Below are 24,534 nucleotides of genomic sequence, written 5' to 3' on the forward strand. Positions count from 1 at the left end.
TTCTCCCACTTAATGATTAGAATGATCAACAGCAGCTTTATTTTCCTTGCCGTGTTGTTCATCTGATTCAAGAGAAATGTCAGTGATAACTAAGTCATCTCTAACCTCAAAAGTGAAAGTGACATTATCACCGACATTGAAATCAACCATTTCTATATTGTCCGCGATGATAAAATCCATCGTCGCAGCAGGTCTATCCCATTTCTCTATTGGGCCTCTGCTAATATTTAGAATCCGTGTATCAATATCAATCGCATTGATCAAACCAGATACTGTTGCTGATGATACTTCAGGCTCACTCATGATATGAATTCCAGTAATTTCATATCCACCGTCTTCGGTTTTGCTCACTTCAAAGTGCAAAGATTGACCTGACTTTAATGAGTCAATATCGACTTTTTCAGCCACAGTAAAATCCATAACCATTTCAGGCCAATCCCAAGCTTCAGCAGGGCCATGTGAAATATTAACCATGCGGTGCCCTGCCATAACACTATTAACATCCCCTTGCATCCAAACAGAGTTAGGCACTTCATCATGAGTCATTCGTTTAAAGTCAGAGCTTTTACTTGATTCAGAATCAATCAAGAATTGGGCAGATGTCACCACAACGTCATCTTCATTTAAGCCGTCTAATATTTCGATGCTGTCGATATCAACCCGGCCAATAGTCACTTCAATAGATTTAAATTGCCCATCACCTAACGCAAGTACTACTCTGTCCTGTTTACCTGTTCTAATAACGGCTTCTTTAGGCACGAGGATGGTGCTATCAGCTTGATTAGCGTGAATAGATACTTGTGCAAACATATTTGGTTTTAATTGATAGTCTGTGTTATCAAATTTCAATCTCACTCGGAGTGTGCGTGTTTTACTGTTCAATGTTGGATAAACATAATCAACGACACCAGCCCAGTCCTCACCGGGTAAATAATCCAGTGTCATTGATACAGGAAGTCCTTTTTTAATTAAGGCTGCGTCACGTTCAAACACTTCTGCTTCAACCCAAACTTGATCTAGCTGGCCAATGCTTAATAAGGTGTTTCCCGGCTTTACATAAAAACCTTCTCTAACCTTCAAACCATCGACAACACCTGCTTGTGGTGAATAAAAGGTAATTGTTTGCTGAACCTTTCGTGTCTTTTCTAGCTTTTGAACAAAGTCTGCTGAAAGCTGTAACGCTTTTAGGCGATCTTTGGCTGCTGAAATTAAAGAACTATTGTTGCGCTTTAACGCTATTAACAGCTCTTCCTGAGCATTAACTAACTGAGGAGAATATAGTGTATAAAGAGGTTGCCCTTTCTCTACAGGGTTACCTGCTGCTTTGATGTAAAGTTTATCAATCCAGCCATCAACCCGTGGGTGGATATGAATTAGCTTATCTTCATCATATTGAACGTAACCTACCGTTGAGATTTCAGTATGCATATTTTTCAGTTCAACAGGTGCAGTGCGAACCCCAAGGTTATTCACTACATGAGGCGCAATTTTTACTGCTCCGGGGCCAAAGTCATCACCAGATGATCCTTCCTCATACACAGGAATTAAATCCATCCCCATAGGCGACTTACCGGGCTTGTCCCGGCGGTAATTAGAATCCATCGGTGCAACCCAATACAGCGGTTGTTTCTCTGCTGATGTAGCTTCATCAGTATCACTGTTTGAGCCTGCACCTTGATATAAGCTCAATGCTCCTGCACCTAGTGCTGCCCCAATAATGACGGCAATAATTGTTTTCGTATTCGTTGACATTATTTTTCTCCAAATTGCTTATTGGATAAGTGCTGATTAGTTTTGTGCGAAGTGTGCAATGGCTTATGTTCAGCATTTGATTTAGATTGAGAATGCGCAAAGAAATAGTTGATGCGAGTAACTGTTTTAAGTGCATCAACATCAATTCTTAAAGCTGATATTCTGGTATTTAATTCGGCAATTCTTGCTCGAACAACTTCGGCAAAATCGCCATCATCATTGGTGTAAGCCGTCAAAGACGCTTCCGCTTGGTCATGAGTTTGTTTAAGGAGTTGTTCTTGATAGATAGATTGTCTATCAGATAAACGCTTAAGCTGTCTAAGTTCCTTTTCCACCGCACTGATCATTTGCTTTGTCAGCAATAGTTTCTCGGTTTTAACAGCCTCTGAATCTGCAATAGAAGCTGCAACTTGCTTATCTTGTCTGTTCTCGGTAAACAACGGTAAATCAAACGTTACCCCAACAGAAAATAAATCAGCTCGGCTATCACCAGAAGGCATATTGTCACGATAGGCATAGCTCGCATTAACACCCCATTGCGGCTTATATTGCTGTTTAGCTAATTCAATTCCTTTTTCTGAAGATTTGCGTTTTATATCAATTGCAAGTATGGCTGGGTGATTCGAAAGCTCCTGAGCCAATAGATTTCTTGAGTAATTAGATGCTTTTAGGACTGTTGGATTATTCAAAGTAATTGCAGGTAACTTTTTAGAAACCCTAAACTCTAATGGTTGCGCGTCAAAGTTGAATGATTCATTCAAACGATCCGCATCGTAAATATGAAGCCACTCATTGAGACGAGCGATTGTCGTTTCTAGTTTCTGCTTTTGCGAAGTTAATCTGTCATCTAACTGCACGATTTCCAACTGAGCACGAATAACATCTTGCTGTCTAGTTTTACCAACAACGTTTGAATAGCTAGCTTTAGCCACTTCCGCCATCTGCTCAAAGAGAGACCAATCATCTTCAATCAATTTAATAGTTTGTTGGGCTAAGTAAGCATCTAACCAAAGTTGTGACACTTGGCTTTTCAACTTAGCTTTACGATCCTCTCGTAACAGTGGAAATTTCGTGGACTCAATTTGTAACTGGTCTTTCTTGATCTCTAGACTGTCGCCTCTCGGAAACATTTGAGAGACGCCAACCTTTAGCTGAGTCATTCCTTCCTGATCTAAATCCCAAGTATCTGTTGGTAAATTCATTATCCCTAGCGATACTTTCGGATCAGGCAAAGTACCTGAAGCAATACTTCTATTTTCAACTGCACTTTGTTTCAATCGGCTACCATGAAGCCAAGGATCATTTTGCTGAGCTAAGGTGATAGCTTGTTCAAGCGACACTACTTTCTCAGCTTGAGCTGAGAATACAGATAAGCCGAGTATTAATGCAGTTGAAAGTGAAGTAAGGTTTGAAGAGTTCAATTTCATTAGAATTGCTCCTCGTATGTCTTAACTTTTGCATAAACTTTGCTCGTTCCATCTTTAAATAGAATTAACACGTTGTATGGCATAAAGCGGTCATCGACTTCCATACCGGGAGAGCCAACTGGCATTGCTGGAACTGAAAGCCCAATCGCATTGGGATGTTCTTCTGATAAGAACTGCTGAATAAATTTAGCAGGTATATGACCTTCAAAGGCAAATCCATTTCTACTCACTGCCGTGTGGCATGAACGGTAATTAGGTTTGATACCATACTTAGTTTTGATGTTGCCGATGTTTCGGAAATCTTTGGAATGCGCAACGATCCCTTTGTCTTCAATATGAGTTATCCATTTTTTACAACACCCACAAGTAGGGGTTTTATAAACGATTAACTCCAAAGGTGTTACGTCGTTATTGTGTGCATGGTTATGTTCGTTGGCGTTTGCAAACGCAGGTGAAAGCAGCATTACTACTGCTATTTTTAAATACTTATTGATCATTTTTGCCCCCCAGACATCGCTGGAAAATATCTATAGCGCTACGACGCTATATTGACTAACAGAAAAATTAATTACATGTGCGCGAAATTTGGACGCACTAATCCTGTATTAGGCAAAAATTGGTGGACGATAAAGGGAAGTGGAAATTGAATGAGGTTGTTTAGATTGCAGAGCAGCTACAGATTCACTGAATATTTGAATATCTGTCGAATCAATACTGGAATTTAGGACTGCCGTAGATGAGCAAGCATTTGTAGGACAAACACATTCAACACCACAACAATCTTCTGATTGACCGTTACTGCTTTTATTCATATCACCATGCTCCATTCCTTCATGATGACTCATCTTGGAATGTTCCATGTTCATGTGTGATTCGTGAGAACCTAATGACATTTCGCAAGACATAGCAGAATACGCAAATGCTTGCCCTACAAAGGCAACCAGCATAAGCGTTATTACTAAGACTTTTGAAAGTGGTTTAAACATAAAGTTCTCTTAAGAAAAATACCATCACAATACTAAATTAAAGTCATATCTAAGTAAATGATAAACCGTGGTGCTTTTAAAAATTTTGATTAATACAGGAGAATAGTGAATATAGTCGAGAAAAAATAACTAATTAATCACCAGTATGAGAGCAACAATTATGTCCTTCCTGAATTGGTGGACACTTTACTGTTCCATATGAACAGTAAACACAGCAGTCACCCTTTAATGGTTTTAACAAAACTTTGCACGATTCACATTCATAATACCACTGACAAGCGTTTGTCGGCATTTCTTCAATTTTACTATACCCACATTCTGGACATGTAATAGTCGACTTTAGCTCTATACGTTGCATGTTTGCTCCCTTACTGGTTTTACGATATCCAAAACCGACATAACGACCATTAAGCAAATACCAAAGTAAAATAGGTATGTGCTCCAATCATATTGCCAAAGAGGATAAAGCGTTAATAGCACTGCTACAGGCCCAAGAATGCTGAAGGCAGCTCTGGTATGGCTTTTATTTTTGTGCCAGTTGTATAAGTTTACTAGTAGCGCCAGAGTTGCAAATATAGGTAACAAGGTATTTACAGCAATCCCCTCAAAATGAGAAAGAAAACCTAACCCCAACGCTGATGCTAATGAACCAAGTGCAGGGAAACACCCTGTACAACTAAGTGCTGCAAGCCAAACCCCGCATGAGCCAACTTTATCTAAAATTTTATTTATCATTTGAAAGTCTATTGGTTGATATTACCAGCACTTTAAACTCCGTACATGAGTACGGAGTCAATCATTTTAATGAATCAATAATAGGGCAATATGTTGGATCATCGTTTTGTATACAGGTATTTGTCATATCCACAATTACTTTCTCTAAACGTTGAAGGTCGCTAATTTTTTCTCGAATGATTGCTAACTTTTGTCGGCTTAATAACTCAACTTGAGCGCAGTCGTTGTCCATAGACATTAGCGATTTAATTTCTTTTAACGTAAAGCCGAGCATTTTGGCTTTTGTGATGAACCTAAGTTGTCCTGCTATTGTTTCGTCATATTGTCTATAACCTGATATTGGTTTTGTAGGTTGTGTAATAAGTCCTTCTCGCTCATAAAAACGAATGGTTTCTACGTTTAAATTTAATGATTGTGCTAATTTACCAATGGTTTTCATAATTGCCTTTGCGACTAAGAATAGCTCAAAGCAGAATTTAGATTAACTATCCAACGACTTAATAATACCGCATCCTTCAATGGTATTATCAGAATTGCATGTACTTGCCATATGTTGTAATTCATTTTTTAAGGCCTTTAATTCTTTCATGCGTTTGTTGACTAAATTTAATTGCTGCTTAATCAATTCATTCACACTAGAGCAGCTTTCTTCTGGCTTATTCTTTAATTCAATAAGACGTTTGATATCATCAAGAGATATATCGAGGCTGCGACAATGCTTAACGAATTCCAGCTCTTTTAACGCCTTATTGGAATACAACCTAAAGTTACCCTCAGAGCGCTCAGGATCTGAAAGCAACCCTTCTCTTTCATAATACCTAATTGTTTGTATTGAACAGCCTGATGTTTTCGATAATTCGCCAATTTTCATAAACCTTTCCAATAAACTTGACTCTATAGTTACTATAGGTTTTATAGTTAAAGCATACAAGTTAATAAGGGGTAAAAATGTGTGATAAGTATCTAACCAAGACCAGCATAGTCAATTTTGAACACAAAAATATCCAATCCCTCATAAATCAACGAAGGTGGAAAAGCTTGGATGATTTCAACAAAATTGGTGCGGCCTACCAATTTGTTAAAGATGAAATATTATTTGGCTACAATGAAAGCGATGACATTTCTGCAAGCAATGTTTTAGCGGATGGTTACGGACAATGTAATACCAAAGGTAACTTACTGATGGCCTTGTTACGAGGGTTAGGTATTCAATGCCGATTTCACGGGTTCACCATTGCTCAGCAATTGCAAAAAGGTGCTATTCCAACGTATGTCTTTTGGTTAGCGCCGAAATACATTATCCACAGTTGGGTAGAGGTTTACTTTGATGGACGTTGGATCAACTTAGAAGGCTTTATCTTGGATGAGCAATATCTCACTTCGTTACAACAGAAATTTAGCGAAGAAAAAGATAACTTTTGTGGTTATGGTGTTGCGACAAAATGCTTCTCTACTCCAGATATAAATTGGCGCGGAACTGATACCTATATTCAAAAAGAAGGTATTCATGATGATTTCGGACTTTATGACTCTCCTGATAAGTTCTACCAAGAAAAAGGCACTAATTTGTCAGGCGTTAAACGTTGGATGTATCAACGAGTGATCCGTCACCTGATCAACTTCAATGTCGCCAACATTAGAAAGACGACAGTACTGGAGGTGCAAAATGCACAACCATAATCATAGTCATCAACATGGTAAAGATGACCGTATTGGTTGGGCATTTTTCCTTAATGTGACATTCACTATTATAGAATTTATAGGTGGTTGGCTCACTAACAGTACGGCGATAATGGCAGATGCAGTTCACGATCTTGGTGATAGTCTTTCAATAGGTTTTGCGTGGATTTTAAGTCGTTTTTCAGATAAAGAAGCATCAGATAAGTTTAGTTATGGTTATCGTAGACTTACACTCTTTGGCGCATTGATAAACAGTATTGTTTTAATCATTGGCTCAATTTGGATTTTATTTGAAGCAATTCCAAGGCTGTCCAATCCTGAAATGCCTGTTGTCGAGGGGATGTTAGGGCTAGCGATACTCGGCGTTGCCGTTAACGGATATGCTGTATTAAAATTAAAAGCTGGAGAAACCTTAAATGAAAAAGTACTTACATGGCACTTGCTTGAAGACGTACTTGGCTGGGTTGCTGTGCTTATTGTATCTATTGTGCTGTTATTTGTAGATTTGCCCATTTTAGATCCGTTACTATCTATTGGCTTCACATTGTTTATCTTGTTCAATGTTTTTAAAAATCTGAAATCAACAATTGTCTTGTTTCTTCAGGCCGCGCCAGATGAAGAAACTCAAGAAAGTATAAAAGAGTCGCTAACTAACCTTCCAGAAGTTAATGGCGTACATCATCTGCATTTTTGGTCGTTAGATGGCGAAAGTCACGTATTAACCGCTCACATAGAATTAGTCGAAAAAATTGACGTTGATGAATTAATTAAACTTAAGGAACAAGTGGCTAAGAGACTTTCTGCCTATCGCTTGTCTCATACAACCATTGAATTTGAGTTTCCTAAAGAAACTTGCCGAGATGATGCGAATTAAACTTTAAAAATTAAAATAAAAAGATTAAATATAAAAGCAGCTTAAACATAAATTAAGCTGCTTTTTTGTTTTTAAATTTCGTCAGATTGCTGTTTACTACTCTCAGCGCCATGCGCCCATTGATATAAAATAGGCAATACAAACAAAGTTAAAATTGTAGAAGATATAATACCGCCGATAACAACTGTTGCTAGTGGTCGTTGCACTTCTGCACCAATTCCAGTGTTTAACGCCATTGGAATAAAACCTAAACTTGCGACCAGTGCCGTCATTAAAATAGGTCTTAAACGAATGATGGCACCTTCAATGATCGCTACGTAAAGGTCGCCTTTTTCATGCCAAAGATCTCGAATAAAAGCCAACATAACCAAGCCATTTAATACGGCAACACCTGACAATGCTATGAAGCCGACACCTGCCGAAATAGATAAAGGCATGTCTCTTAAATAAAGAGAAATTACGCCCCCAGTTAATGCTAACGGTACACCACTGAAAATGATCAATGCATCTTTTAATGAACCAAATGCAATAACCAAAATACCTAAGATAACAATTAGTGTGATCGGCACAACTAAGCTTAATCTTTTACTCGCTGACTCTAGCTGTTCAAAGGTTCCGCCATAATCAAGCCAGTATCCTGCTGGAATTTCTCCTTCCTGATTAATTTTAGCTTTCACTTCTTTGACAAAACCGCCTAAATCTCTACCACGAACATTGACGGTAACCACAACTCTTCTTTTACCGCTCTCACGGCTAATTTGAGCAGGTAAAGACTCAGATTTAAGCTCTGCAACTTCTTCAAGTGGCACATAGTTACCATTCTCAAGTGGAAGCGGCAGAAATTTCAAACCATCAATATCCGTTCTAGTTTGCTCCGGTAGACGAACAACTAACTCAAATCGTCTGTCTCCTTCATAAATGATCCCCGCAGATTCCCCCCCTATTGCAGTGGCAACCCAGTCTTGCAATTCGGTAACGTTCAATCCATACCTACCAAGTGCTTCGCGTTTAGGGATTACCGATAAAGATGGAACACCTGTGACTTGTTCCATTCTGGCATCTGCTGCACCATCTACGGTTTTCACAATATTTAGAATATCTTTTGCGGTAAGTAATAACCGATCCAAATCATCGCCAAATACTTTGATGCCCACATCAGCTCTAACGCCAGAAATCAATTCATTGAAACGCATTTGAATAGGCTGAGTGAATTCATAGTTGTTGCCCGGAATGTTTTTCAGTACCTCTTCCATTTCTTCAACTAATTCACTCTTTGGCTTTGAAGGTTCGGCCCAATCTTTACGTGGTTTTAAAATAACAAAGATATCAGCAATACTCGGTGGCATTGGATCAGTTGCTACTTCTGGTGTGCCGATGCGCGAGAATACTTTATCAACTTCAGGAAACGCTTTAATACGTTGCTCAAGTACTTCTTGCATTTCTACTGATTGCTCTAGGCCAGTCGATGGAATTCTTAATGCCTGTAGTGCAATATCACCTTCATTTAATTGAGGAACAAATTCTGTCCCAAGCGTAGTTGCTAACCAAAGGCTATACCCCATTAACAGCGTTGAGAATGAAACAATAATCCAACGAAATTTCATCGCCATTTTTAACAATGGTTCATAAATAGACTTGGTTGAACGAATAACTACACTTTCTTTTTCGCTGATTTTACCTTTCATAAACACAGCTACAGCAGCAGGAACCAGTGTAACTGAAAGGATCATTGCGGAAATTAACGCCATAACGACAGTTGCCGCCATAGGGTGGAACATTTTCCCTTCAACGCCAGTTAGCGTGAAAATGGGGATGTAAACAACAGTGATAATTGCCACACCAAACAAGCTTGGACGTATCACTTCTGAAGTGGCTTCAAAAACGGTATTTAGGCGTTCTCTTAAGTCTTGCCTATGACCGTTGTGTTGGGCCTGTGCTAACCTACGGACAGAGTTTTCAACGATGATTACAGCCCCGTCCACTATCAAGCCAAAGTCCAATGCGCCGAGACTCATTAAATTGGCAGATACTCCTGCTTGCACCATACCTGTGATTGTCATTAACATGGAAATAGGGATAACAGCAGCGGTAATGAGAGCTGCACGTAAATTTCCAAGTAGAATAAATAACACAACAATAACTAAAAGCGCACCTTCAACGAGGTTTTTGGTAACGGTTGCAATCGCTTTATCTACTAATGTTGTTCTGTCGTAAACAGGCTCAGCGGTAATGCCCTTTGGCAGAGATTTTTGTATTTCGCTGAGCTTCTGTTCAACTGCTAAGGCAACGGTGCGAGAATTCTCACCAATCAGCATCATGGTTGTACCAAGCACTGTCTCAATGCCATTACGAGTAGCAGCCCCTGTTCTAAGTTCTTTGCCAATAGCAACATTGGCAACATCACTTATTTTTACAGGAATACCATTGTTCTTTTTGATGATGACATTGAGGATCTCATCTATTGTCTCAAGTTGCCCAATGGAGCGCACTAACACTTGCTGTCCGTTTTGTTCGATATAACCTGCGCCACGGTTGTCATTGTTTTTACGTAATGCATCAGATATTTCTTCAAAGGTTACCTGATGAAAAAGTAATTTTTCGGGTTTAGGCGTTATGTGATATTGCTTGTTGTAGCCGCCGATACTGTTGACCTCAATGACGCCTTTAACTTGAGCCAATTGCGGTTTAATGATCCAGTCTTGTATTTCTCTTAAGGCAATAGCGGTATAAGGCTCTCCATTAGGCATTTTAGCGTCAGGAGAAGCTTGTACGGTATACATAAATATTTCGCCAAGCCCTGTCGAAATAGGACCCATTTCTGGCTCTAAGCCAGAGGGAATAACGCCTTTTATCGCAGCTAATCTTGCATTGATTAAGTTGCGAGCAAAATAAATATCGGTTCCCTCTTCAAAGATAACGGTTACTTGAGATAATCCATATCTTGACAGGGAGCGGGTGTGAGACAGCTTTGGCAATCCGGCTAAGGCTGTTTCTACAGGAAAGGTCACCCTTTGTTCCGCTTCCAAAGGTGAATAACCGGGGGCAGAAGTGTTTATTTGTACCTGCACGTTTGTTATATCTGGAACAGCATCAATGGGAAGTTTTTGATAACTCCACATACCAACGCCGATGATTACCATCAGCAAGCTTAATACTAAATAGCGCCTATTTATTGCAAGACGCAAAATTGATTCAATCATATTGCGTCTCCTAATCGTCGTCTTCTACTTCAGATTTCAATATATCTGCTTTTATCAGATAACTGTTTTTGTTTACATATTCAGTGTCTTTACTGAGGCCACCAATAACCTCGATATAGTTCTTATCTGAACGTCCTAATACAAGCGGTGCAAATTCGTACTCTTCATCTTCTTTAACAAATACACCTAATTGTCCCCCCAGTTCTTGGATAGCAACTTTCTCAACGGCTAAATCCACCTTGAATTGATTTATTTTGACGTTGCCTTTTAATAATTGACCTGACGTTAGCTTTAACTCAGTGTTGTTTAATCGTACCCGTGCCAATACATAAGGTTGGTCTTTAGCTGGAATAATATTAGTGATGACTGAACTGAATGCGTGTTCACCTTGCTCAATATCAACATGCTGACCGACTTTGATTTGATTATATTGGCTGGTAAACACCTTAAATTCAGCCCACAAGGTGTCAAAATTGACGATTTCAAACAAGCTAGTGTTTTGCGTGATACCGCCAACATTTCCATTTCTCTGTAAAACTACCCCAGAAACAGGGGACGTTATTTTATAGGTATTTAAGCTTTCGTTAGATTCAATAACGGCCAATAGATCTCCTTTTTTTACCTTATCACCAACAGTGGAGTTAATTGTCTTTATAACGCCGTTATATCTAGCGCCAACTTGAAATAATTGTTCAGCGCCTATCGTCGTAGCGCCGTATACAGGGATAGTTTGGTTCAACGTTTTTGAAGCTAAATAGGCTGTTTCAACACCAAGCCTTTTTGCCATGTTATTGTTTATTTTGCTAATGCCTTCTTCGCCTTCATGTTCATCTTCACTAGCGATAACACTTTGAATGGGTGATAGATACCCAATAAAAATCAATAGTGCGAGTAAATAGTTTTTCATTTTGAATTCCTAAACGATTCAGTTAATAACTGAATCAATAAATTGTTATTAAACTTAAAGTGATGTTTATTTAGAGTGACAGCGCTTCGTTTGTTAGTTTTTCTATCTCTGCGCCATAAATTAGGGCAGCAGATGCCGCATCAATGAGGGTTCGCCGAGCATTTAACAGCTCTTGTCTAGCCGATACATAATCAAGATATCCATATCGACCTTTTTGATAGGCGTCTTGAGTATCTTCCAGTGCATCTTCAAGCATTGGGATAACCGACTGCTTTAATGAATTAGCTGTTAATATGGCTTGTTTTCTATTGGAGTATGCTCGTAGTAAGTGATTTCTAAACCTCAACTTAGTCGCCTCTTTCTCTATGGCAACTTGGTCACGCTCTGCTAGCGCACTAGCGATTGCACCAGAATTTCGCTTTTCAGCAAACAAAGGTAAGCTAAAGCCTGCGACCAGTGCCGTATCATTGACTTCTTGAGAGCGCCTAACACCAACAGACCATTTGATATTGGCCGTTGACTCTGTTTTAGCCAACTGTAATTCGGCCTCTTTTAGTCGCTGCTCACTTGCATAAACTTGAATAGCAGGGTTTTTCTCTAATTTCGCAAAGAGACTACTAAAATCACTATCATTGCCAAACTGAAACAGATCACCTTTTACTTCAGAGAAGGTTACAGAGTTTTCCCCCCAGTAGGCTGCTAATGAGAGCTTCAAATATTCCAAGCGCTTTTGTTCAGATTGAAGGGTGAGGTTAGCCTGAGCAATAACTGCTTTTGAGCGTTTCACTTCAGCCTCAGGAGTAGCACCTGCGCGGTTACGTTGAGATACAATCTCTAACGTTTCTTTAGCTAAACTCAGCGCATTTTCTGCCAATATTACTCTTTGTTGGGCTGCAAGTACTTCCACGTACTTCTCAGTGACTTGAGCCATTAAGTTAAGCGCTGCCACCTCTTTTTCAGCATTGAGTAGTGCTCTGGATTTTGAAACAAGTCCAATTCGCGCTGAGCGTTTATCTCCCATTTCGATAACTGAAGATAGGGCAATGGTTAATTCAGCACTGTCGAATGCATTAAATTCACCTGAGCCTGCAAAGTTCTCAGCTTCAATTTCTAGTTCATATGCGGGATTTAAACTTGCTGTTTGTTCTTGTCCTGTTAATGCCGTTTGCTTGAAATCAAATATTTTAAGTTCGGGATTTTGTTTAAGCGTCCACTGAATTGCCTCTTGAAGATTTAACGGCTTTTCGAAGGCATAAACATTAAATGTAAAAAGTGACAACGCGAGAAACGCGATATATTTAAGCCGAGGTGTTACACACCTCAAAATTGCTATCTTGCGATGCACACAGGTATTAAGTGCCATGTATACTTTCCTATAAATTTATATGTTTTTTTCGGTCATTAACATTTGACCTTTCATAATTTTCTATAAAATTTAGGCGTATTTAGGTGGGCGGAATGGCACCGACATATAGCCTTTTAGCTCAGAAGAAACTAAGGCGTAGGTAGGTAAATAGTCTACTTCTTGTAAAATATTACAGGAATAATCATTTACTAAGAATAAATGACAACAGCAACAAAAGTGGCAATTATCGAAAGAGTCGCTGCTATTATTATTCTCAATTAATATTGAACTTTCTGAAGCAGCTAATTCAGTAATAGACTCAGATGAAGATGTATTAAAAGAACTTTCAACTAAGTCTTCTTTATATTCTTCTATAGAAAAAAATACAGACTGCACCGCAATTAAAATCATTATCACGTAGGATATATTTGAATTGATATATGAACGGCGCATTCTTTTCTTGGCTCTCTAATTAATACTTTAACTGTAAAATACGGCGAGCACCGTTTAAAACGACAAGAGCAATTATCAAACCAATCACTAAATCTGGATAACGACTGCTTGTTGCTGTAACTAATAAGCCAGCTAAAATTACACCAACGTTTGCGATAACGTCATTTGCTGAAAAAATCCAACTCGCTTTCATATGAGCGCCGTCTTCTTTGTTGCCAAATATCAAAAACAGACAAGCAACGTTAGCGATTAGTGCTATTCCACCAAATATCATCATTAAAGAAGAGATCGGTTCACTACCGTAAACAAAGCGTCTTACGACTTCGCTCAAAGCTCCTAGCGCTAGAATTACTTGAAGCACACCAGATATATGTGCTGCTCTAAGTTTCATGCTGATACTTTTACCTACGGCATAAATAGCTAAACCATACACAGCAGCATCAGCAAACATATCTAATGAGTCTGCAATTAGGCCAGCAGACTGTGCAATAATCCCAGCAATTACTTCTATAAAAAACATGACGCCATTAATGGCTAACAGCCATTTTAGAATTGATGCTTCTTTCATCTCATTTTTTTGAGCTAAGTCTTTTGCTTTTGCAGCTTCCGTACTGCAACTATTTTGGGTTGATTCTAGTTCTGCACCGAGATTGAGCTGTTGTAATCTTTTTGTTATCTCATCTAAATTTTCATCGTGAAAAACTTTGACTAAACGGCTAGGAATATCAAATTGCAACCCAACTGAAGGCTCAATTGAGTCAAGTGCTAACCTAATCAATCTCTCTTCTGAAGGACAATCCATTTGAGGTACTTTAAATGTACTGACAAACGCGCCACTATAGTTATCTAGTTGTGTATCAATTTTTACATCTTCGTTGATAGGAGATGATTGACACTGACCGCTACATTTCTCTGACATATTTCACATTCCGTAACAATAACAAAATAAGTATAAAGCCTATAGTGGCTATAGAGTCAAATAAAAATTATTCAATATGAAAAGTTTGGGAAGTAACTCAAATAGCTATTCCAAGAAAATAATTGTTAGGGGGTAGTGACAGCAAACACGGCTAACATTATTTGGACTGCCCGTTTTATACCGATGTTTATCTAAGATAAAAAATAGAAGAGCTATCTAGATAGAAAAAATTAACCGAGGATCCTAATTCCACATTAAAGTCGCGTTGGTGTGGAGTTACTAATTGTACAGAGGATATAAAACAAGATTTAAATTTAAAAGTAAGAGCAACGACTATATTGTTGGAACACTTGTCATGAGATACGCCAAGGCTAATGTCCGGTTTCGTATCAAAGTGATACTTATTTGGAGCTGTTTTTACTTGTAAATAACGACCGCTTTAGGCTCATTGTTGCCATGAATAAAGAGTTAATGAATGTCGGCTAATGGCACAAAGCACGCATTCGTCCTAACTCATTTGTGTCCAAAAGCGAGTTAAGGTTGGTGACTATATCAGGCTCTGAGGTGGCAAAGCTTTATGTAATTGAGTGGCGACACAAAATGTAACTTGGTGGCGGACCTACATGTTATTTTCCAGTTGTTCAAAGATGGCTTGCCAGTGTTTTATTTTTTGCTGTTTTTTCATAATAATCTCAGGTTAATGTGCTGAGCTAATTATGTGTAGGTTCGATTAATATTGGTATGTGGGGCTAATTAGGCGCTTACTTTTAAACCGAGTTAAAGCCAATCTATCAACTACTCAGCTTGAAATCAATTCACTAAGAGTAAGATGTACGCCTCACTCAAGAAAGTAAGGCATGTGTCACAGTTGAACGCGTTGGTTCTACACTAGTTTCCTAGACGCTTCATAGCTAGATAGACTAAATAAAACACTGAGGTGTGATCTTCCCCCAATTACGTAGACACCTAGCTAGCTGATAAATACTGCATTTCAAATTCATCAGGGGATTGATGACCAATTGATCTAACATCTCCTATCTGCCGGCAGATTAGATAACTACATTTTTGGGGGCTTCAGTGGCACTATATTGTGAGCAAGTTCAGCAACTTGATACTGATACTGCTGGATCATCAATGCCAGTTGGTTATGCTGACTAGCCATTTCACTTAACTTATCTTTGTATTCTTCTACCTGCTTATAATATTTTTCTTTTAATCTTTTCTCATTAGCTAGACGCTCTCTAAGTTCTGCGATTTTGTTTTCATAGATGTTCTGCTTCCTGACTTTTGGTGAGTTTTGAATCACAGCCTCTTTAATTTTCGCTACAACATCCTTGTAGTAATAAGCAGAGCCATCACCTAACCCAGCTTCTTCTTCAACAGCTTTTATTGATAATTTCCTATTGGGATCTATACGTTCGGTTTTCTCACTTAGTATGCGTTTAAGTGCATCTTCAAGTTCAACTCTCGTAATTTGGGACTTGTTCATATTTCTCATTACCTATGTCGAATTTTTCAAATGGTATTTTGAATCGGTGTAACACTTTCTCAGCGGCTCTGATCTGAGTGATGAAATGAGAGTACATAGAGCTTGTTAATGCTCCTATTGCATCCATATCTTTCACTTGCTTTGTTACCCATTCATGTCGCTTTTGCCAACTTTCAATTTGCTCTTTACCTATTAATTGGTTCTCACAATTCATGCAGTTAGCTGGAGAGCTCACCTTATGCATTTGGCATTCATACCCTGCCATGCAGTACGAATGTAAAGTTCCTACTAAAGTTAACCGTCCAGCCTTTACATGCTCGTTGATAGCATCCCAAGATCTGTATTTTTTGTGCAATGAAAGTCGGTTTTTATTAATGGAACCTGCCATGTGCCCCATTAGGTTGCTTGATTCTTTTTCTTCATACCATTGATAAATCTTTTGAGTTGTAGACTCTTGAATTACATCATTTAAAAAAGATTGTAATTCTGTATCTATTTGTAAGGCTTTCATTTTGCTTGCAAGGCCACCTTCTCCATACCATTCTGTCGTTGGCAAATCTAAATGTTTAAATTGTTGTTTAATTGCAATGTCATGGCACAAGTTGTGTCTTTTGGAAAATACGGCGAATGTTCTCCGTAATTGGTGAGTTGTTAAAGGCCACACGCAACCTTCAGCAATTCTTTCATCTGCATGATTTGGCTCTCTATTAGGGTTGATAACTTCAAACTCAATTAAGTCTTGTTTAGTAATGATTGCTCCCGCATCCTTACATAATTGATTGAAGTGTCGACGTAAGCTTGCATCTTGACGAATAATAGGTTTTCTAGCTTTCTTGATTTGCCCTAGCCACAAACAACTTGAGTCATGATTACTCATAGGGTCATCGTCTTCGATCAATTGAATTCTCATATGGCGAGATATTGCTTCTGCAAGTTCGATTGCTTTTCGCGCGAGAGGAGTAGTAACCCATTCGGCACTCCTCCCTGTACCTTGACTAAATTTGTGCTGTTCAGATTGAAGGACACTATACGTTCTCCCATATACTTCTTTTTCTTTGTAGCTGTTTGAATGAAGGCAGAATAACTCCGAACGACGCATTCCTGTCAAGGCTCCACATACTATGTAACAAGCTGTCTGTAACTCAATGATTTTCCCTTGAGCCTTTAATGTATGCTTCGGTAATAGCTCAGCAAGTACAGTATTATCTATGTGCGCTTCAAATAGGTTTCTATAGCTAAATGGTTGGTGTTTATTAACTTCTACCCGATAATTTGGAGATGTTTCATCAAGCCAATTCCAAATACCGGTTTTAATTTTGTCGTCAATTCTTCGTTTACCTTCTTCATAATTCTGTCTCATATCGTGCAATAGTTCATTTATTGCTTCTTTATGCGGGTGGTATTTTTCGACTAACCCAAAGCAATGGCCATAAATTTTCTCCATTAAACGGGTAGGTATTGCGTAGAATTGATTCTTTGTTTCGAACTTAGCTTTACCCGTAATCTCTCTAGAAAATTTGGTTTGTGAATAACCTTCGGGGATTAAAAATTCGATAGGTAGGTATCTCGCTACTTTGGCTGCATGCATAAGGGCATTAAATAGCCCCTCTACTTGAGCTATGCTGTAATTTAGATTTCGTATATAAATGCAAAACTGACTGAAAACTAAACTCGAAGTTAAATTTTCTATAGAGGAATAGCCTTCGGCATCTAAGAATTTGTATACAATACATAACTTTGAATATCGAGCGATAAGTGTAGATGGTTTTATTACCGCTCCTTTCCTGTGGTGACCAGCAATATATAGCCACGAAAAACAAATTAGTTTCATTTCTCTCGCTAAATTATCATCTACAATTTTCGAGAATACGATACTTTTTTTGTAGGTTATTCTCGCATCAAGATAAGCTTGAAAATTCCATTCTTCGTCCCCCATATAACTCCTAGGTGAGCCGTCGTAATTTTTGGTCACTACAACATCTTCCAACTCTCTGTAATTATTATCTGCATAGAGCTGAATTATTCTCTTATATTCTGAGATGTTTTCTTGCAAAATATTTTTAGGTAGCTCAAAAAGAGGCCTCATGTTTTTATTCCTAAAAGTCTATATTAATACCTTCTGGCCAAAGTGGATGTCGACCTTCGTTTTTAAGCTTTTTCTCAGCAAGTCTTTTGACTTTGGGGTGAATAGTGAAGATAACTCGATTTATCGAATCGAGAAGCCGTGAGTAATTATTAGAAAAATGATTTTCATTTAAGTGATAGACCTTTGAATCTTTTATTGATTCTCGATAACTCAATAAACACCATATATCCTCAGTATTTTCTATGATTACTTGGTTCTCGCAGTTGAAACAGTTATGAATATCAGAGCATGCTAGGTGATCTACAATGAAGTCCTTTGGATTAAAGTGATTTCTTTTACGGTACCTTTCAACATGTGAAGAAAACACATTTTTACAACCAGTACCAAGTACCGTTTTTTGACCATTTGAGTCGGAATATTTACTCAAAAATTCTTCGTATGGAAGGACTTCAATTCCTAGCTCTTTTTTCGCATACTCTTTGGCCTGGTTAATACTGGAGCATTTAACTGCTCCTTCTAACGTATATGTCGCAGCTAACAGTTGCGTTTCATTCTCTATGGTGTTTCCAGATGAATAGTGCTTATTTAGAGTTCGTGGGGTATTTCCTAGTAAAAGTGAGGTTTCTACCGCATTTCCGGTTTTAGCTAGATAACGATAACTGCCACTTGCTCTAAATTTTGATGCTGTCGGCTTAAGTGGTTTATTGTCATCAGTTGTTAGCGAAAATGTGCGCTGAAGCCACTTAGAGAACGTTTGGATATGATTTTGCTCCAGTGGAGCAACCTTTCCTGCTTTCACCTGATATAAAAGATGATTATTCAGTGATACAACTGCACTTAGTTTAAGTAGTTGTTCAAAAAAACGTAAGGCAATCTTTGGGACATGGTAGGTTCCATTGTCACCTATCGAGATTGATACAAATTTGTTTGCTCTTGGCTTTAGGACGCTTTGTTCAAACCAAATTCCATCTTCATAGATTTTTTCTTTTGGTTTAGTCATGTTGAGGAGAACTGTTGTATTTCCCCACGTGTAATAAGCAAGCAAGAAATAAGCAGCACTAAAGCATTTTGTGACAGGAGTCGTAACATCATGGGTAAAACCTTGGTACATAAAAGTACCAACGCGTTTATTAGTCGCTGCTTGCATGTACTTGTCAGGCTCATCTAAAATTTGTTTTGATAGCTGATTAAAAAAGCGATAGATAATTTTAATAAGAGTAGTTAACTCTTGGTCAGAATAACTTTCGGTTGGGTTTGCTTCTGAGCGAAATAAAGAATAAGACGAAAACCAGCTAGAGCTCGGATTTCCTAATTTTTCTAAACATTTTTTAATACATGAAATCTGCTTTCTTGCAGAGTTTACATTCATTTTTTCAATTCTTACTTGCTCAATTAAGTGCCTCTCTAATGATTCAACCGCTTCTGAACTTTCAGGATTAATTCCTTTGGAATCACAGTGTCGAACAAATAATGCGAAATCTCTGAGATAACTTTGCTTGGTCAGGTCTGAGTATTCATTAGTTTCCTTAAAAAAGCGGTACCAACGCAGTACATCATCGTCGCGATTAGCGGAAAACGCAGACCCAAAGTCTTTCTTAAATGCGACTCCTTTATAAAAGAATCGAGTGAAATCGTATGTAAAATACTGATCGATTCCCGTTCGCAACCTGATAGTCAACGTAGGAGGCGAATAACTCATCTTAATGATTCCTCCATGATTTGATCAAGAAGAACAATCGCAGACTGATTAGCTTTTTCTTTTCTTAGATACTTTAGATATTTCCATGTCGTCTTATCATCTTTATGTCCCATCCAGGCCATGACTAAAGCTAAAGCATCGCCAACGGGTAGATGATCCAGAAGAACATCTAGTCTGTAAGTTCCGTAGGTTGCTCTCAAATCATGTGTTCTATGATTAAATGAAGTCTTATATTTATCTTTAATATCTTTGCGAATGCGTCGAAAGTGCTGCTGAATGTTATTGCTAGAAAAAGGCATTCCGCGATTATTGAGCAGAAGATAAGTATGCTTTTGATCGGTTTTTTGTGCTCTTTTGAATCGACGCTCTGAGATGTTGTAGTAATACATTCTTTGCATTAATAAGAATGGGATTTCAACTTTTCTGGTTTTATTAAACTTTGTATGCACTCCATTTGAGGGACCGATCTCCACCTCATATCTTTTTGTACTTGAATCTGGTTTTTCTATTGATGCAACTGGAAATGTGCATGCCTCTTCAACCCTTAAGCCCGCTTGAAGCTGTAGTAGTTGATGAATGATGAATTCATCAGAGTATTTAGTTAAGCAAGTAGCGAACTGAGCCAGTTCTTCTTTGGATAAAGGGTTTAGACTTTGATTTTCATTTTTAGTTGGTTTTCTTATTCTCAGGTCTGTAGAGCGAACAGCAAACTTAGGGTTATTGTGGTTCATCATCCCTGTGTTTGCGATGTGAACTAATTGGTAATTAAATGGCTTATTGTCTTCCGTAAAAGTTATAAAACGCTCGTGAGCAGCCCACTCATAAAATTTGATAATTTGAAGCATATATAACGATGCTGTTGAATATGCTATCTCTCCTGCTTTTGCCGACTTTAGTAAATCATCGTTTCTGAATCTATAAGTGGGTTTGAGGTAGTCAGTCGGGGGAAAAGCATTCCACTCACACCCTGTACTTTCAAGAAACAGCCAGTATCTTTTTATCGCTCTAACACAGCAAGAAATATCAGATACTCTTCGAATATTTTGAAGATAATTAAGCCATAGATTAACGGGAAGAATATACTCGTTTTCTTTTGAATAAAATGTAGGAAAACCTTTTAGTAAAAAAGGCTTTAAAACTTTTGACGTAGGATATATACGGGGAACATAGAAGTTTTTTGAGTGAATAACTGAAACCATACTAACCCCTCAGAGAAATGAACTCTATTGAGGTTAGTACTTTTTCCAGACTATGCAAATCTACACAGTAAGTTTTCCAGACCCCAATCTAAAGGGTAACAAACTCTTCCGCTGAGGTTGGATGTATGGCCACGGTATTGTCAAAATCGGCTTTAGTTGCCCCCATTTTTAATGCTACCGCATAACCTTGTAAGAGCTCGTCACTGCCAAAACCAATACTATGTATACCGACAATTTTTTCATCACTGCCTGCACATACTAATTTCATGCGCGTTGGGTCACGATGATTTTCTGTAATGGCTTGATATAGCGACGTAAATTGCGAGGTGTATACTTTAACATTCGCTTCACCGTATTCATCGATGGCTTCTTGCTCAGACAAACCGACTGTGCCAATAACCGGATGACTAAACACCACAGTAGCAACATTCGAATAATCTAAATGCTCATCCGGTTTATTATTAAATAAGCGTTCTGATAAACGACGACCGGCTGCAACCGCGGTTGGTGTTAATTGAATACGTCCCGTATTATCACCTACCGCATAAATACCCGGTACGCTGGTATTTTGATATTTGTCAGTTTCAATAAAGCCACGTTCGTTTAACTTAATGCCGGTTGCTTCAATATTAATATTATCGGTTGCCGGTTCACGCCCTATCGCCCAAATAACTTCATCAACAGGGCCTAAGGTTTTACCATTGGTTAAATGTAAAGTTAATTTACCATCATCACCTTTCACAATTTTACTTGGTGTGCTGTTGGTATGAAGCTGCGGCCCATGTTTTGCCATTTGCTCAACTAAGGTGTCTGATAACATAGGATCAAAACCTCGTAGCGGCTTTTCTTTTCGTACCACTAAATCCGTTTTAGTCCCTAACGCATTAAAAACACCGGCTAATTCTACAGCAATATAACCTGCACCAATTACAACCACACTTTCAGGTTGCTCGGTTAAGGCAAAAAAGCCATTGGAATCAATACCGTATTCAGCCCCTTCAATATCAGGAATACTCGGGCGGCCACCTGTTGCAATGACAATATGATCAGCGGTAATTTTTTCACCATTAACTTCCACGGTGTTTTTATCAATAAACTTAGCAAAACCGTTAATTAAAGTGACTTTATTAGCATCAAAACCACGCTGATAAGCTGCATGAATACGTTCAATATAGGCTTCACGGTTTGCCACCATTTTTGCCCAGTTATACGATTTTTGCTCAACATTAAAGCCATAATCTTTGGCATAACTTAACGCATCGGCAATTTGTCCGGCGTACCACATGGCTTTTTTCGGAACACAGCCAACATTGACACAAGTACCACCTACCGCAACGGCTTCAATAACCGCGGCTTTTTGTCCGTACATTGCAGCTCTGTTTGCTGACGCGATACCGCCACTGCCGCCACCAATAGCGAGATAATCAAAATGTTGTGTCATAGTTTCTGCCTATTTAATTACTAAATTTGTGAATTTGCTCAGTTAGTTGCTAATAGTACTTAGTTTAGTACTAACTTTATGTCATGTTAATAATGTGAGTCTTTACGCACTTTTATTCAAGAAAATAAATTCGATTGTCGTAATCGACTAAATTCGTTAAGTCATTATTCCAATAAAAAATTGCGCTTGAAAACGTTTTGCTCTTGAATTTTAGAACAAATAACACTACATGGTTTATATAACCTTTTAATAAAATGTAGCTTTTTATGTCAAACCCTTTACTTGAGTCTTCGTCGTTACCTCAATTTTCAAAAATTAAACCTGAGCATGTAAAACCTGCTGTTGAACATGCGATTAAATTGGGCCGTGACGCCATCGAAAAAGCATTAAGTGAAAACACCATTTACACTTGGCAAAACTTAGTAATGCCAATTGATGAAGCTGATGATATTTTAGCTAAACTGTGGTCTCCGGTGTCACACATGAACTCTGTTGTAAACAGCGAAGCACTACGTGACGCTTATGAAGAATGTTTACCTCTACTTTCAGAGTACGGAACCTGGGTTGGCCAACACAAAGGTTTGTACAATGCTTATCAACAAATTGCTGATAGTGAAGCGTTCAAACAACTAGACCAAGCACAGCAAAAAGTTATTTCAAATGCGTTACGTGATTTTCAATTATCCGGCATCGCTTTAAATGAAGACGACCAAAAAACTTACGGTAAAATTGTTAGTCGTTTGTCTGAATTAAGCTCTAAGTTTAGTAACAATGTTTTAGATGCTACCCAAGCATTTAGCGTATTAATTACTGACGAAAGTGAACTCGCTGGCTTGCCTCAAAGTGCGCAAGATGCCGCCAAAGCGCTTGCTGAAAGCAAAGAGCAAAACGGCTGGTTATTTACTTTAGACTTCCCAAGCTATTTACCGGTAATGACCTACAGCGATAACCGAGAATTGCGTGAAAAAATTTATCGCGCCTTTGTTACGCGTGCTTCGGAGCAAGGACCAAACGCAGGTGAATTTGATAATAGTGAAGTTATGGCAGAAATTTTAAGCCTACGTCATCAACTGGCCCAATTATTAGGTTTTAAACATTTTGCAGAAAAATCACTCGCCACCAAAATGGCAAATGACCCTGAAGAAGTTTTTAGTTTTTTAACTAATTTAGCCGATAAGTCAAAAGCACAAGCCAAAATAGATTTTCAAGAAATTAATGACTTTGCCAAGCAAGAATACCAACAAACTGACTTACAAGCTTGGGACTTAACTTATTACAGTGAAAAATTAAAACAACAACGCTACACCATTTCAGATGAAGAATTACGTCCTTATTTTCCTGAAGACAAAGTGGTAGCTGGCTTGTTTACCGTTGTGAACAAACTTTTTGGCATGACAGTAAAATTACGTGAAGGTGTTGATGTTTGGCATAAAGACGTTAAGTTTTACGATATTTTTGACGCAACCGGACAACTACGTGGTAGCTTTTATTTAGATTTATACGCTCGTGAACATAAACGTGGCGGTGCTTGGATGGATGACTGCGTTGGCCGATCTCAATTGCTTGACGGTACCATACAATTACCGGTTGCCTATTTAACCTGTAACTTTAATGGCCCTGTTGGTGATAAACCCGCATTATTTACCCATGACGAAGTAGTGACCTTATTCCACGAATTTGGTCATGGTATTCACCACATGTTAACGCAAATTTCAGCTAGCTGTGTTGCTGGGATTAACGGCGTACCTTGGGATGCTGTTGAATTACCGAGCCAGTTTTTAGAAAACTGGTGTTGGCAACCTGAAGCATTGGCGTTTATTTCAGGCCATTACCAAACGGGCGAGCCTTTACCTCAAGATTTGTTAGACAAAATGTTAGCGGCGAAAAACTTTCAATCCGCGATGCAAATGTTACGTCAAATAGAGTTTAGTTTGTTCGATTTTCGTATGCACGCCCAATACAATCCAGAAAAAGGTGATGAAATTCAACAAGTACTTGACCAAGTACGTGCTGAAGTGGCGGTGATAAAAACACCTGACTTTAACCGTTTTCAACATGGTTTTGGTCATATTTTTGGTGGTGGTTATGCGGCCGGCTATTACAGTTACAAATGGGCAGAAGTATTATCTGCTGATGCTTTTGGCCGATTTGAAGAAGAAGGTATTTTTAACCCTGAAACCGGCCAAAGCTTTTTAAATAATATTTTAGAAAAAGGGGGTTCAGATGAGCCTGCAAACTTATTTGCTAACTTCCGTGGCCGCGCGCCAGCCATTGATGCCTTATTAAGACATAGTGGTATTCAATAATCTCTATCACTAAAAACAGCGCTTATTTAAGCGCTG

Annotated in this window: 21 protein-coding genes; 3 read left to right on the plus strand and 18 right to left on the minus strand. The window is 38.5% G+C overall.

Annotated elements, in window-relative coordinates; translation table 11 throughout:
• Positions 1-9: 9 nt before the first annotated feature.
• The 8 genes from ACSLUO_RS08285 to cadR form a co-directional block, all read right to left on the minus strand.
• Complete coding sequence (locus tag ACSLUO_RS08285; RefSeq protein ID WP_448247854.1) at positions 10-1,752, minus strand: efflux RND transporter periplasmic adaptor subunit; 1,743 nt, start codon at positions 1,750-1,752, stop codon at positions 10-12.
• A complete protein-coding gene (locus ACSLUO_RS08290) occupies positions 1,752-3,179 on the minus strand; it encodes a TolC family protein (RefSeq protein ID WP_448247856.1) in 1,428 nt (475 codons plus the stop codon). The genes ACSLUO_RS08285 and ACSLUO_RS08290 overlap by 1 nt, the downstream gene beginning before the upstream one ends.
• Positions 3,179-3,676 carry a DUF411 domain-containing protein gene (locus tag ACSLUO_RS08295; protein ID WP_004589252.1) on the minus strand — a complete coding sequence of 166 codons (498 nt, stop codon included), beginning with the start codon at positions 3,674-3,676 and terminating at the stop codon, positions 3,179-3,181. The genes ACSLUO_RS08290 and ACSLUO_RS08295 overlap by 1 nt, the downstream gene beginning before the upstream one ends.
• A 108-nt stretch (positions 3,677-3,784) precedes the next feature.
• Positions 3,785-4,165 (minus strand): hypothetical protein, encoded by a 381-nt coding sequence (locus ACSLUO_RS08300; RefSeq protein ID WP_448247859.1) that lies wholly within the window; start codon positions 4,163-4,165, stop codon positions 3,785-3,787.
• 133 nt (positions 4,166-4,298) lie between these two features.
• A complete protein-coding gene (locus ACSLUO_RS08305) occupies positions 4,299-4,523 on the minus strand; it encodes a GDCCVxC domain-containing (seleno)protein (protein ID WP_082653641.1) in 225 nt (74 codons plus the stop codon).
• On the minus strand, positions 4,511-4,900 hold the full coding sequence (gene merC, locus ACSLUO_RS08310; RefSeq protein WP_448247861.1) for an organomercurial transporter MerC: 390 nt from the start codon (positions 4,898-4,900) through the stop codon (positions 4,511-4,513). The genes ACSLUO_RS08305 and merC overlap by 13 nt, the downstream gene beginning before the upstream one ends.
• A 61-nt stretch (positions 4,901-4,961) precedes the next feature.
• Positions 4,962-5,339 carry a MerR family transcriptional regulator gene (locus tag ACSLUO_RS08315; RefSeq protein WP_058405785.1) on the minus strand — a complete coding sequence of 126 codons (378 nt, stop codon included), beginning with the start codon at positions 5,337-5,339 and terminating at the stop codon, positions 4,962-4,964.
• A 42-nt stretch (positions 5,340-5,381) separates the two neighbouring features.
• On the minus strand, positions 5,382-5,771 hold the full coding sequence (gene cadR, locus ACSLUO_RS08320) for a Cd(II)/Pb(II)-responsive transcriptional regulator (RefSeq protein ID WP_008128687.1): 390 nt from the start codon (positions 5,769-5,771) through the stop codon (positions 5,382-5,384).
• A gap of 77 nt (positions 5,772-5,848) precedes the next feature.
• On the opposite strand from cadR, the gene ACSLUO_RS08325 reads away from it, so the two are divergent.
• Both ACSLUO_RS08325 and ACSLUO_RS08330 read left to right on the plus strand, forming a co-directional pair.
• Entirely contained in the window at positions 5,849-6,580 is a 732-nt protein-coding gene (locus ACSLUO_RS08325; protein ID WP_058405784.1) for a transglutaminase-like domain-containing protein, read from the plus strand.
• Entirely contained in the window at positions 6,567-7,454 is an 888-nt protein-coding gene (locus ACSLUO_RS08330) for a cation diffusion facilitator family transporter (RefSeq protein ID WP_058405783.1), read from the plus strand. The genes ACSLUO_RS08325 and ACSLUO_RS08330 overlap by 14 nt, the downstream gene beginning before the upstream one ends.
• Positions 7,455-7,525: 71 nt before the next feature.
• Here ACSLUO_RS08330 and ACSLUO_RS08335 read toward each other — a convergent pair whose 3' ends face one another.
• From ACSLUO_RS08335 to gorA, 10 genes are all read right to left on the minus strand, one after another.
• Entirely contained in the window at positions 7,526-10,654 is a 3,129-nt protein-coding gene (locus ACSLUO_RS08335; RefSeq protein WP_058405782.1) for an efflux RND transporter permease subunit, read from the minus strand.
• Positions 10,655-10,664: 10 nt separating this feature from the next.
• Complete coding sequence (locus ACSLUO_RS08340) at positions 10,665-11,561, minus strand: efflux RND transporter periplasmic adaptor subunit (RefSeq protein ID WP_008128679.1); 897 nt, start codon at positions 11,559-11,561, stop codon at positions 10,665-10,667.
• Between the two features lie 70 nt (positions 11,562-11,631).
• The gene (locus ACSLUO_RS08345; RefSeq protein ID WP_448247865.1) at positions 11,632-12,924 is read right to left on the minus strand and encodes a TolC family protein; all 1,293 of its coding nucleotides are present in this window, start codon (positions 12,922-12,924) and stop codon (positions 11,632-11,634) included.
• Positions 12,925-12,996: 72 nt separating this feature from the next.
• Positions 12,997-13,302, minus strand: a complete 306-nt coding sequence (locus tag ACSLUO_RS08350; RefSeq protein WP_448247867.1) for a hypothetical protein — start codon at positions 13,300-13,302, stop codon at positions 12,997-12,999.
• Positions 13,303-13,378: 76 nt separating this feature from the next.
• Positions 13,379-14,278: a cation efflux transmembrane domain-containing protein gene (locus ACSLUO_RS08355; protein WP_448247868.1), complete on the minus strand. Its 900-nt coding sequence runs from the start codon at positions 14,276-14,278 to the stop codon at positions 13,379-13,381.
• Between the two features lie 1,057 nt (positions 14,279-15,335).
• Positions 15,336-15,767 carry a hypothetical protein gene (locus ACSLUO_RS08360; RefSeq protein WP_448247869.1) on the minus strand — a complete coding sequence of 144 codons (432 nt, stop codon included), beginning with the start codon at positions 15,765-15,767 and terminating at the stop codon, positions 15,336-15,338.
• A complete protein-coding gene (locus tag ACSLUO_RS08365) occupies positions 15,739-17,853 on the minus strand; it encodes an integrase (protein ID WP_448247871.1) in 2,115 nt (704 codons plus the stop codon). The genes ACSLUO_RS08360 and ACSLUO_RS08365 overlap by 29 nt, the downstream gene beginning before the upstream one ends.
• Before the next feature lie 10 nt (positions 17,854-17,863).
• Positions 17,864-19,552, minus strand: a complete 1,689-nt coding sequence (locus tag ACSLUO_RS08370; protein ID WP_448247872.1) for a hypothetical protein — start codon at positions 19,550-19,552, stop codon at positions 17,864-17,866.
• Complete coding sequence (locus ACSLUO_RS08375) at positions 19,549-20,751, minus strand: tyrosine-type recombinase/integrase (protein ID WP_448247874.1); 1,203 nt, start codon at positions 20,749-20,751, stop codon at positions 19,549-19,551. The genes ACSLUO_RS08370 and ACSLUO_RS08375 overlap by 4 nt, the downstream gene beginning before the upstream one ends.
• Positions 20,752-20,839: 88 nt before the next feature.
• Entirely contained in the window at positions 20,840-22,192 is a 1,353-nt protein-coding gene (gorA, locus tag ACSLUO_RS08380; protein WP_448247875.1) for a glutathione-disulfide reductase, read from the minus strand.
• Between the two features lie 266 nt (positions 22,193-22,458).
• On the opposite strand from gorA, the gene prlC reads away from it, so the two are divergent.
• Positions 22,459-24,498 carry an oligopeptidase A gene (gene prlC, locus ACSLUO_RS08385; protein ID WP_448247876.1) on the plus strand — a complete coding sequence of 680 codons (2,040 nt, stop codon included), beginning with the start codon at positions 22,459-22,461 and terminating at the stop codon, positions 24,496-24,498.
• Positions 24,499-24,534: the final 36 nt, after the last annotated feature.

The organism is Thalassotalea agariperforans (assembly GCF_053470345.1).

What these genes read in the sequence shown, in the direction of transcription:
- ACSLUO_RS08285 (WP_448247854.1), bottom strand. Translation starts at nt 1,752, where the DNA reads ATGTCAACGAATACGAAAACAATTATTGCCGTCATTATTGGGGCAGCA.
- ACSLUO_RS08290 (WP_448247856.1), bottom strand. Translation starts at nt 3,179, where the DNA reads ATGAAATTGAACTCTTCAAACCTTACTTCACTTTCAACTGCATTAATA.
- ACSLUO_RS08295 (WP_004589252.1), bottom strand. Translation starts at nt 3,676, where the DNA reads ATGATCAATAAGTATTTAAAAATAGCAGTAGTAATGCTGCTTTCACCT.
- ACSLUO_RS08300 (WP_448247859.1), bottom strand. Translation starts at nt 4,165, where the DNA reads ATGTTTAAACCACTTTCAAAAGTCTTAGTAATAACGCTTATGCTGGTT.
- ACSLUO_RS08305 (WP_082653641.1), bottom strand. Translation starts at nt 4,523, where the DNA reads ATGCAACGTATAGAGCTAAAGTCGACTATTACATGTCCAGAATGTGGG.
- merC (WP_448247861.1), bottom strand. Translation starts at nt 4,900, where the DNA reads ATGATAAATAAAATTTTAGATAAAGTTGGCTCATGCGGGGTTTGGCTT.
- ACSLUO_RS08315 (WP_058405785.1), bottom strand. Translation starts at nt 5,339, where the DNA reads ATGAAAACCATTGGTAAATTAGCACAATCATTAAATTTAAACGTAGAA.
- cadR (WP_008128687.1), bottom strand. Translation starts at nt 5,771, where the DNA reads ATGAAAATTGGCGAATTATCGAAAACATCAGGCTGTTCAATACAAACA.
- ACSLUO_RS08325 (WP_058405784.1), top strand. Translation starts at nt 5,849, where the DNA reads ATGTGTGATAAGTATCTAACCAAGACCAGCATAGTCAATTTTGAACAC.
- ACSLUO_RS08330 (WP_058405783.1), top strand. Translation starts at nt 6,567, where the DNA reads ATGCACAACCATAATCATAGTCATCAACATGGTAAAGATGACCGTATT.
- ACSLUO_RS08335 (WP_058405782.1), bottom strand. Translation starts at nt 10,654, where the DNA reads ATGATTGAATCAATTTTGCGTCTTGCAATAAATAGGCGCTATTTAGTA.
- ACSLUO_RS08340 (WP_008128679.1), bottom strand. Translation starts at nt 11,561, where the DNA reads ATGAAAAACTATTTACTCGCACTATTGATTTTTATTGGGTATCTATCA.
- ACSLUO_RS08345 (WP_448247865.1), bottom strand. Translation starts at nt 12,924, where the DNA reads ATGGCACTTAATACCTGTGTGCATCGCAAGATAGCAATTTTGAGGTGT.
- ACSLUO_RS08355 (WP_448247868.1), bottom strand. Translation starts at nt 14,278, where the DNA reads ATGTCAGAGAAATGTAGCGGTCAGTGTCAATCATCTCCTATCAACGAA.
- ACSLUO_RS08360 (WP_448247869.1), bottom strand. Translation starts at nt 15,767, where the DNA reads ATGAACAAGTCCCAAATTACGAGAGTTGAACTTGAAGATGCACTTAAA.
- ACSLUO_RS08365 (WP_448247871.1), bottom strand. Translation starts at nt 17,853, where the DNA reads ATGAGGCCTCTTTTTGAGCTACCTAAAAATATTTTGCAAGAAAACATC.
- ACSLUO_RS08370 (WP_448247872.1), bottom strand. Translation starts at nt 19,552, where the DNA reads ATGAGTTATTCGCCTCCTACGTTGACTATCAGGTTGCGAACGGGAATC.
- ACSLUO_RS08375 (WP_448247874.1), bottom strand. Translation starts at nt 20,751, where the DNA reads ATGGTTTCAGTTATTCACTCAAAAAACTTCTATGTTCCCCGTATATAT.
- gorA (WP_448247875.1), bottom strand. Translation starts at nt 22,192, where the DNA reads ATGACACAACATTTTGATTATCTCGCTATTGGTGGCGGCAGTGGCGGT.
- prlC (WP_448247876.1), top strand. Translation starts at nt 22,459, where the DNA reads ATGTCAAACCCTTTACTTGAGTCTTCGTCGTTACCTCAATTTTCAAAA.